Raw genomic sequence first — 7,910 nt, 5'->3', positions numbered from 1 at the left:
ATCTCCGGCCTTCAGGCCGGGGAGGATGTCAAAAACTGCGCTAGTACCTTAGCACTACGCTGCAGTGACTCAAGCCGTGCATCAATATCAAAAATTCGGGCATGCACCATTAACTCATCCGTCGGCACATCATTTAAAAACTGCTCTAATTGCGCTGCGACCGTCGCCTCCGAGCCCACAAAAGAATAGCGCAAATGTGAATCCACGGCATGACGCTCAGACACATTTAAGGACGCCTCATAGCCCTCGATCGGTGCCTGCAACTTCTGACTTTGATTACGGAATAAAGCCAAAACACTTTGTTGATGCGAACTAAACCAATACTTCGCCTCTTCATCCGTCTCGGCCACCACCATATTTACCGCAGGCATCGCATACGGCTCCGCTACCGCTTTAGAGGCCTTAAATTGCTGACGATACACCCTGAAGGCATCATGTAACATGGCTGGTGCAAAGTGTGAGGCAAAGGAGTACGGCAAACCTAAATACGCGGCTAATTGTGCCCCATACAAACTGGAGCCTAAGACCCATGGCTGCACTTGTGAATTCTGACCAGGAAAGGCCTGCACCTGCTGCCCCGCCTGCGGTTCCCCGAGGTACATTTGTAATTCTTGAATATCTTGAGGAAATGACTCAGCGGCTGCCCTGAGATCACGGCGCATGGCTCTCGCCGTCGTCTGATCGGTGCCCGGTGCTCGACCCAGACCCAAGTCCACCCGTCCTGGATACAGCGCATCCAAAGTACCATATTGCTCCGCAATCACTAAGGGCGAATGATTTGGCAACATCACCCCACCGGCACCAATGCGAATTGACTGGGTACCTGCCCCGATATAGGCTAAGGCAACCGCTGTCGCCGAACTGGCAATGGCCGGAAAATTATGATGCTCTGCCATCCAAAAACGGTGATAACCGTTGGCCTCAGCGGCTTGCGCCAATTGTAATGACTTGGCTAGAGCCTCACTCGCTCCCTCACCCTCAATAATGGTTGAAAAATCCAGTACCGAATACGCTTGCATAAAAAACTCCCTTACTCATTAGCTCATGCATCATTTTTATGTGGGGCGTATTGCTAGATTATCAATAGATCATATCTCTATCACTCAGCCACCCTATTCAGGCACATAGATCATACGACCGTCATTTAAGCGATAGGTAACACCGGCGCGCAAGCCCTCACCCTCACCGATTTGTTGAGTGGACTCATACTGTTGAATTTCCTCACCCTCTTTGATGGTGATGCGCATACGCTCCTCGCCGGGATTTTCTATCACAATCACCCTATCCTGCTGAAAAGGGCTTAAAGGATTTTGTGCCATCATGATCATCAGCACACCGATAATCACCAAAAAAAGATCAATTAAATTGACCACCGAGAGCATCGGATCGTTATCCTCTTCCGTGATAAATCGCATGCTTTAGGACTCCTGCTTTGCACTTTCGACACGACGCAAATCTTCTAATAACCAGCGACGCCTAAAGCTGAAAATAAAAAAGCTAAGGCTCGCAGCTAGCAGGGCCAAAATCACAGAAGAAAAGGCGACAACCATATTACGCCCAACCGCCGCCGTATCATGCTGACCTAAAGCCAGTAAGGCCGGCCCCATGGGAATCATGGTTGCAATTAAGCCCAACATGGGCGCTGTGCGCGAAATAATACGCAACCAATCCAGCGCTTTGATAATTTTCAATTCCAAATCATCGCTCTGAGAGCTCGCGCCATCACGCACAACAAAGGAACGGAATTGACCGCGTCGACGCTGCCACGCCTCCATTAAAAAAGCCCCAAAAGCAAATAGTGAATACAGCAAAGCCACCACGATTAATATCATCACCGGCACTAAAAAGAGTCGGGAGAAAGCATATAAAAAGCCTTCAAACTGTTGCATAACTTCCATTTAAACACTCATCATTTATGGCTAAGGACGTTGTTGACGATATTGCCAAAAACCACCCAAAGCGATCCATAACATTAAAAACAACACGTAATACGCCGGGCGAGGGTCGATAGCTTGCACCCTCACCCTTTCCAATACTTGTCCCTGTACCTGCTCTAATGGCGGTGCCTGCGAAGCGTCAGCTACCTCGTTCTGAGGCGGCTGTGCAGACTCAGTTGCCAGCTCAGCAGCGCTATCTGGACGAGCTCCAGTTAAACCATAACCCGCAGCCATCTCAGCTAAAAACGTCTGACTGACAGCGGCAATATCCGTGATCTCATAGCGCGCATTCAAATCCTGCCAACGCTCGGCCAAAGCCGCTTTGGTACTAGCCGAGGCCTCCCAGTAACCGTGACGAATAGCCTCTGCCATCCGCTCTAACAGTTGCGCCTCGGCATTGGGGTTATGCGCTTCAAACCATTGATTTAAACCGAGCTCATAGCGATCCATCACATAAGTATCAAACATGGCTTGCCATTGATCGTCTCGCACCGTGTTCTGATTCATCACTTGCCAACCAAATAAATTATTGGTGATATTCAACATCGCTAGGGTCCCAGCATAGCCCTCTCCTTGCATCGCTTGAATCCACTGCGGATTCAGATAGCGTGAACGCAATTCCTGCGCTAAAAAATGTTCTAACGAGCTCGTATGAGGTGTCTGCTGACGCAAATCAGACACCAATAACTGCGGCGCAGCCCCATTTATCAACTCAATCGCAGCCGATAAGCCACCCAAAAACTCAAAGCCATGATCGGTGGACAAAACGCCGTGGACATGAGAAGAACGGCTCATAATCGCTGCATCTACGCCTGCTAATTGAGCTGACAACACCGCCTTAGCATTTTCTGCACTAAGCTGACTTAAGCCAGTACCGTTGCGATAAGGATAGGATTGACTTTGCATAAATTGCTGCGCCAACACCTCGGCATCATCCCACTGACTAGACTGCAAGGCCAAATGTGGTACGCCCGTGCCATAATGACCGGCATCATTCGAGAAAATGCGTAAATTTGCCTGCGCCAGTGCCGCTTCTGCTGATAGCGACAGACCCGCTGTCTGCCTCAAATGCGCCGCCACGGCTTGACTATTCGCAGCAATGGGATTCATCGCCGGATCCTCATCTAAGGTCGCCAACTCGGCAATTGCCTGATTTAATAGCGTCATAAAATGATCAAACTGATCACGATAAACACCGGTCACCTGCACCACCACATCAACCCGTGCTCGCCCCAGTTCACTGAGCGGGATAATATCCAAGCGCTCTAGCCGCCCACTCGGTTCCCAGACGGGGCGCAGACCCAAGGCATGTAGTAACTGCGCCTCGGTGACACCTAAATGACGAATCGCCTCCGACGACCACAAACTGAAAGCCAATTTCTTAGGTAATGCGCCCTGATGCGCAGCTTGATACGCCGCTACCAACTGCTTAAAGGCAAGCTCACCCGCCTCATAGCTCTGCTTGGTAGGGATTTTATTTGCCTCAAATGCGTATAGATTACGCCCGCTAATCAGACCAGGTTGACGTATCGGATCACCCCCATTACCCGGCAAGACATAACCACCAGCCAAGGCCCGAATTAAGGCTGCATTTTCTTCATTCTGCTGCAGGGCTTGATTAAAGCTTAATGCATCATCATAAAAACCGCTTAAGGCACTCATTGCCTCAGGTACCTCGGCGCCATTTAGCCAAGCGGCAATTTTAAGATAGGCCGGATGCTGTTGTACTGTCTCCGCATCACTTACTAAGCGCTCCTCTGCAGCTAAACCCAAGGCATCATAAAAAGGCTCACCCAATTGCTGCATCAGGGTCACCATACGCTCATGCTCGCTCGCCGGCTCACCGAAAGTATGTAAACCTAAAGGTATGGCCGCTTCGGCTATCTCATGCAAATAATCATGTAACGCTGCGCTAAAAGCCAAGCTATCTTGCTCTGCCGTCTCACGCGTCCACCCTAAATCCTCTAGGTAGTGATGCTGAGCTGCCAAATCAATCAACTGCGCAAGAGTTTGCTGCTTGACCATGCCCTCATCTAATTGACTTAAGGCATGAATTAAATCGTGCATTGTGCGCAACTGATCGTATAAACCGGCCGGCGCAAAGGCAGGCGTTTGATGACTAATCATCACGGCCCGTCCGCGGCGTTTTGCTTGAATCGCTTCACCGACGTTATCTTGAATGTAGGGATAAAATACCGGCAAATCACCCAAGGCCAACCAAGGATAATCCTCCACCGCCAAGCCTCTGTCCTTACCCGGCAACCATTCCTGTGTACCATGCGTACCCAGATGAATTAAAGCGTGGGCGGCATACTGTTGTTGCAAATAAAGATAAGCTGCCATATAAAGATGATCCGGAATCTGCTGCACATCATGATAATGTGCATTCGGATCACCGGCTCGCGGCATTTGTGGCATCAATACTAGATTTGCTAAGCGTAAACGCGGCAGAACAAAATAGCGCTTACCGTCAACCTCTCGCAGCGCCCAATGGGCTTGAAGATCATGGTGACGCATCATGGCAGTCTGCACCGCTGGTGCTTGGATTTGCAACCATTGCATATAACGTTCGAGTGGCAACAAGGCATAGTGACGATACTCAAGCCGCTCTGCTGTTGGCACTTCCGCGGCAAGTAAGGCGTCCAGCTGCTCAGGCCTATAAATCGCACTCAACAAGGCCTGCAACTCAGTAATCAAAGTCTCTTCACTTAGCGTCTCACCCACCTCATAGGCGGCCGCTTGTAAAGCCTGTTGAATCGACAACACACTCCGCGGCACATTAAGATTAGAAGCACCGAGATTCTTTTCACCGGGCGGGTAGTTCCAAAACAATAACGCCAAACGCTTTTGTGGATTCGGCGTTTTTCTTAAGGCAATTAACTTCCTCAGTTTAGCCATCAAGGCATCCAACTGCTTTGGCATGAGGACATCACGCCCCTGACTACGCCCAGCCAACACAATCGGATCGCTTAAACCCCAGGTCTCGGGTAGCGCCAAAAACGTTGCCGCCACCGAGGCCGAGACCCCGCTACTTGCTTTGGACCACTGACGGATATCTGCCTCTCTAAAGCGCAAACTCTGAATCACCGGAATATCTAAAGCATCAAACTCACTGACTAAATCATGGCTATTTTGCAAGTGTGTCAAATTGACGAGGGCATCTAGCTGCGCCTCCTTAAATAGCGCTTGTAAGGCACCCGCTGGGGCATCATTTGCCAGCCAAAATACGATTGGCTGAATCCCCTTCAACTCCGCCGCAAGCATGATCTCATCAATTATGTCGGTGACTAAATCTGACACCACGCTAGCCGAAATTAAAAAAGCCACACGTCCTTGAGGTACGACCACTGGCGCTTGAAAATGATTGCCAGCCTCTTGTAAATAGGACTGATGCCACGCCAAATAGGCATTTAAATCGCTAAACACCGTTGCTGCGGCAAAGTGATAAAAGCCGCTTTCCGGCAAAGTCTGCACGGTCGGCAAGTCATTGACCTCTAAAGTAGCCAATGCTTGCTGCTGAATCAACTCAAAGAAATGCTGAAAATTCTGCGCCCCACCCTGTGTGTACAAGGCAATCAAGTGCTTTGCCAAGGTCGCATCCATATGCTGCCAATGCGCTGGCCCAGCGCCCATCACTAATTGCTTTTTGTCCTGTACATCAAAGGCCGCCAAAAAACGCGCTACACTCGCCCTATCACTGGGCCGAGGCACATCCAAAATTAAGCAATCGGCATCCGCAATTAACTCCGCAGCACGGGCTGCAGGCGTATTAATATTGAGCGATTGCAATACCACCTCATGCGCATCAGCAAAGCGCTGCAACACCTCGATTTTCTGCGTCGCCACAAAATCATTATGCACCACTAACAGCCGTGGCTGACTGTGCGCTGTTGTCATCGCCCCCATTAAGCAGACAATGAAACACAAGGCTTGTATAACTCGACACCACATACCGCTTAATACGCCAAATTAAAACCTGCGTAAAAACGTCTACCCTCATCCGCCGCCTGATAAAGCTCGGGCTGCTCATTGGCTAAACGTTTATTGCTGATATTTTCTACCCCACCATAGAGTCTGAGCGATTTATTCAGCTCATAACTTATATCCCAGTGGATTAAGGCATAGCTTGGACGTTTAATTGATTGATTAGCGACGGCGCCACTACCTAACTGCGATCCCACATACTCATAACGCAACGTCGTCTCAAGCTGCGCCAATGGGCTCCAAGTTAAAGCCACATTCGCGCGATGACGCGAACGATCCAATAAAGGCTCATTTTTTAGGCGATCGCGCGCACTTAAATAAGTGTAATTCGCACTGACTGCCCAGTCCGTACTAATATCCCATTGCGCACTTAATTCCACCCCTTGTAGCCGTGTTTGATTAATATTTTGGTAATTTAGACAAACAAAGCCACGCTCATTGCACTTGGGTAAACGTACGGTGGTGATAAGATTTTTCACATGATTTTGAAATAAGGTCGCTGCCACCGACCAATCATCCGCACGATACGCAGCCCCTAATTCGTAGGAGGTATTTGTTTCTGCGGCCAAGTCCGGATTACCCCGAACAATACCACGCCCTCCCATGGCCGCTCGGGACTCATAAGATGGTGACAATTGTTTTAAGGTTGGTGCTTTAAAACCCTTACCCACACCGGCTCTGAACGTCCAGTTATCAGTAGGTTTAAATAACAAATAACTGCGTGGGCTAAACTGCCAACCAAAGCGCTGATGCTTATCAAAACGCCCACCAATCACAGCCTCCCACTGCTCGCCTAAACTAATTTCATCCTGTAAATAAACCGCAAAATGACTTTGCTTATCCTTTTGCTCTGCATTGATATTCGGATCTTCCACCTGTTCACGGCGCCATTCCACACCTAAGCTCAGACGCTGGTAGGCTCCCACATCAATTTGCGTTTGCGCATCCCAAACCGTGTCCACAAAGCGGTTTGGTGCGCTTACTTCCTTGGTATCACTCCGCTCTACATCACGCTTTAAACGGCTTTGGTACCAGCGCAACTGCAACGATCCCCAAGCCCAATCACCACGATAAGCCAAGCTATAGCGATGTCGACGAATCAAGCTATCAATCTCATAGGGCGTATTAGCCTTAGTCCGTCCAGCAGATGCTAAGCGCACCCCCGCTAATTCCTCTCGATTGATATCAACCCCTAAATCAATGCGTTGATTCGTATCTGGCGTCCACGTCAATCCCACATGCAAGCTTTTTGCTTGTTGTTCATCGAGCGTACTAAGACGCCGATCCTGCGCATTTAATAAAGCTTGACGACGACGCAATTCACCCCATAGATTGATCCCTAAGGTATTTTCAATCAACGGTCCACCCGCATAAAAACCGCTTTTATATAAATCCCCCTTTAAGCGCTTGGAGCCCAAGCGAAAAAGCTGATTAAAAGAGGCCTGCCATTGTTCAGTGGCTGCCCGCGTTACCACATTCACCACACCGCCCAAAGACTCGGAACCATAAAGCGAGGACATCGGACCACGCACAATTTCAATACGCTCAATCGCTTCGGCAGGGACCCATGTTTGTTCCAAATTCGAGTGCGCAATGCTGCCTGCCGTATGATTAATCCGCTGCCCATCAATTAATATCAAGCTATGCTCTGAATCCATGCCACGAATGGATATACCGCGTCCGCCCCCAGCACCCACATACTCAGAAGCTATACCGACTTGATCGTGAATCATATCGAACAAATCATTATGCGGACGACGTCGCACCACAACACCATCGACCACGGACACACTGGCCATGGCTCGCTCAAGCTCACGTGTGGACGCTGTGGTTGAAACCACCACATTAGGTAATTGCTGAATTTCCTCCAACGCTTGGGCCTGCAACGCAGTGACTGGCACCAATGAATACATGGCAAAGACGATGCCTTTTATCGCTACAGGCTGATAACACGGTTTAAATGGAATCATTTTTAATCTTTTTATACAC

The 7,910-nt window shown here is 49.3% G+C and carries 5 protein-coding genes; all 5 read right to left on the bottom strand.

From position 1 onward, the window contains the following. Positions 1 to 11: 11 nt before the first annotated feature. Positions 12 to 1,019: an LLM class flavin-dependent oxidoreductase gene (locus tag HMPREF3179_RS06400; protein WP_048767305.1), complete on the bottom strand. Its 1,008-nt coding sequence runs from the start codon at positions 1,017 to 1,019 to the stop codon at positions 12 to 14. A 93-nt stretch (positions 1,020 to 1,112) separates the two neighbouring features. Next, positions 1,113 to 1,415, bottom strand: a complete 303-nt coding sequence (locus HMPREF3179_RS06395) for a DUF2149 domain-containing protein (protein ID WP_048767303.1) — start codon at positions 1,413 to 1,415, stop codon at positions 1,113 to 1,115. 3 nt (positions 1,416 to 1,418) lie between these two features. Further along, on the bottom strand, positions 1,419 to 1,898 hold the full coding sequence (locus HMPREF3179_RS06390) for a MotA/TolQ/ExbB proton channel family protein (protein WP_115117227.1): 480 nt from the start codon (positions 1,896 to 1,898) through the stop codon (positions 1,419 to 1,421). Positions 1,899 to 1,919: 21 nt separating this feature from the next. Continuing rightward, complete coding sequence (gene cobN / locus HMPREF3179_RS06385; RefSeq protein WP_083290707.1) at positions 1,920 to 5,888, bottom strand: cobaltochelatase subunit CobN; 3,969 nt, start codon at positions 5,886 to 5,888, stop codon at positions 1,920 to 1,922. 5 nt (positions 5,889 to 5,893) lie between these two features. Continuing rightward, the gene (locus HMPREF3179_RS06380; protein WP_070470142.1) at positions 5,894 to 7,891 is read right to left on the bottom strand and encodes a TonB-dependent receptor plug domain-containing protein; all 1,998 of its coding nucleotides are present in this window, start codon (positions 7,889 to 7,891) and stop codon (positions 5,894 to 5,896) included. Positions 7,892 to 7,910 lie beyond the last annotated feature (19 nt).

The sequence above is a fragment of the Oligella sp. HMSC09E12 genome (assembly GCF_001808505.1).
Lineage (GTDB): Bacteria > Pseudomonadota > Gammaproteobacteria > Burkholderiales > Burkholderiaceae_B > Oligella > Oligella urethralis.
The sequence above is the reverse complement of the archived record's forward strand: the minus strand, read 5'-3'. Positions and strand labels throughout refer to the sequence as shown.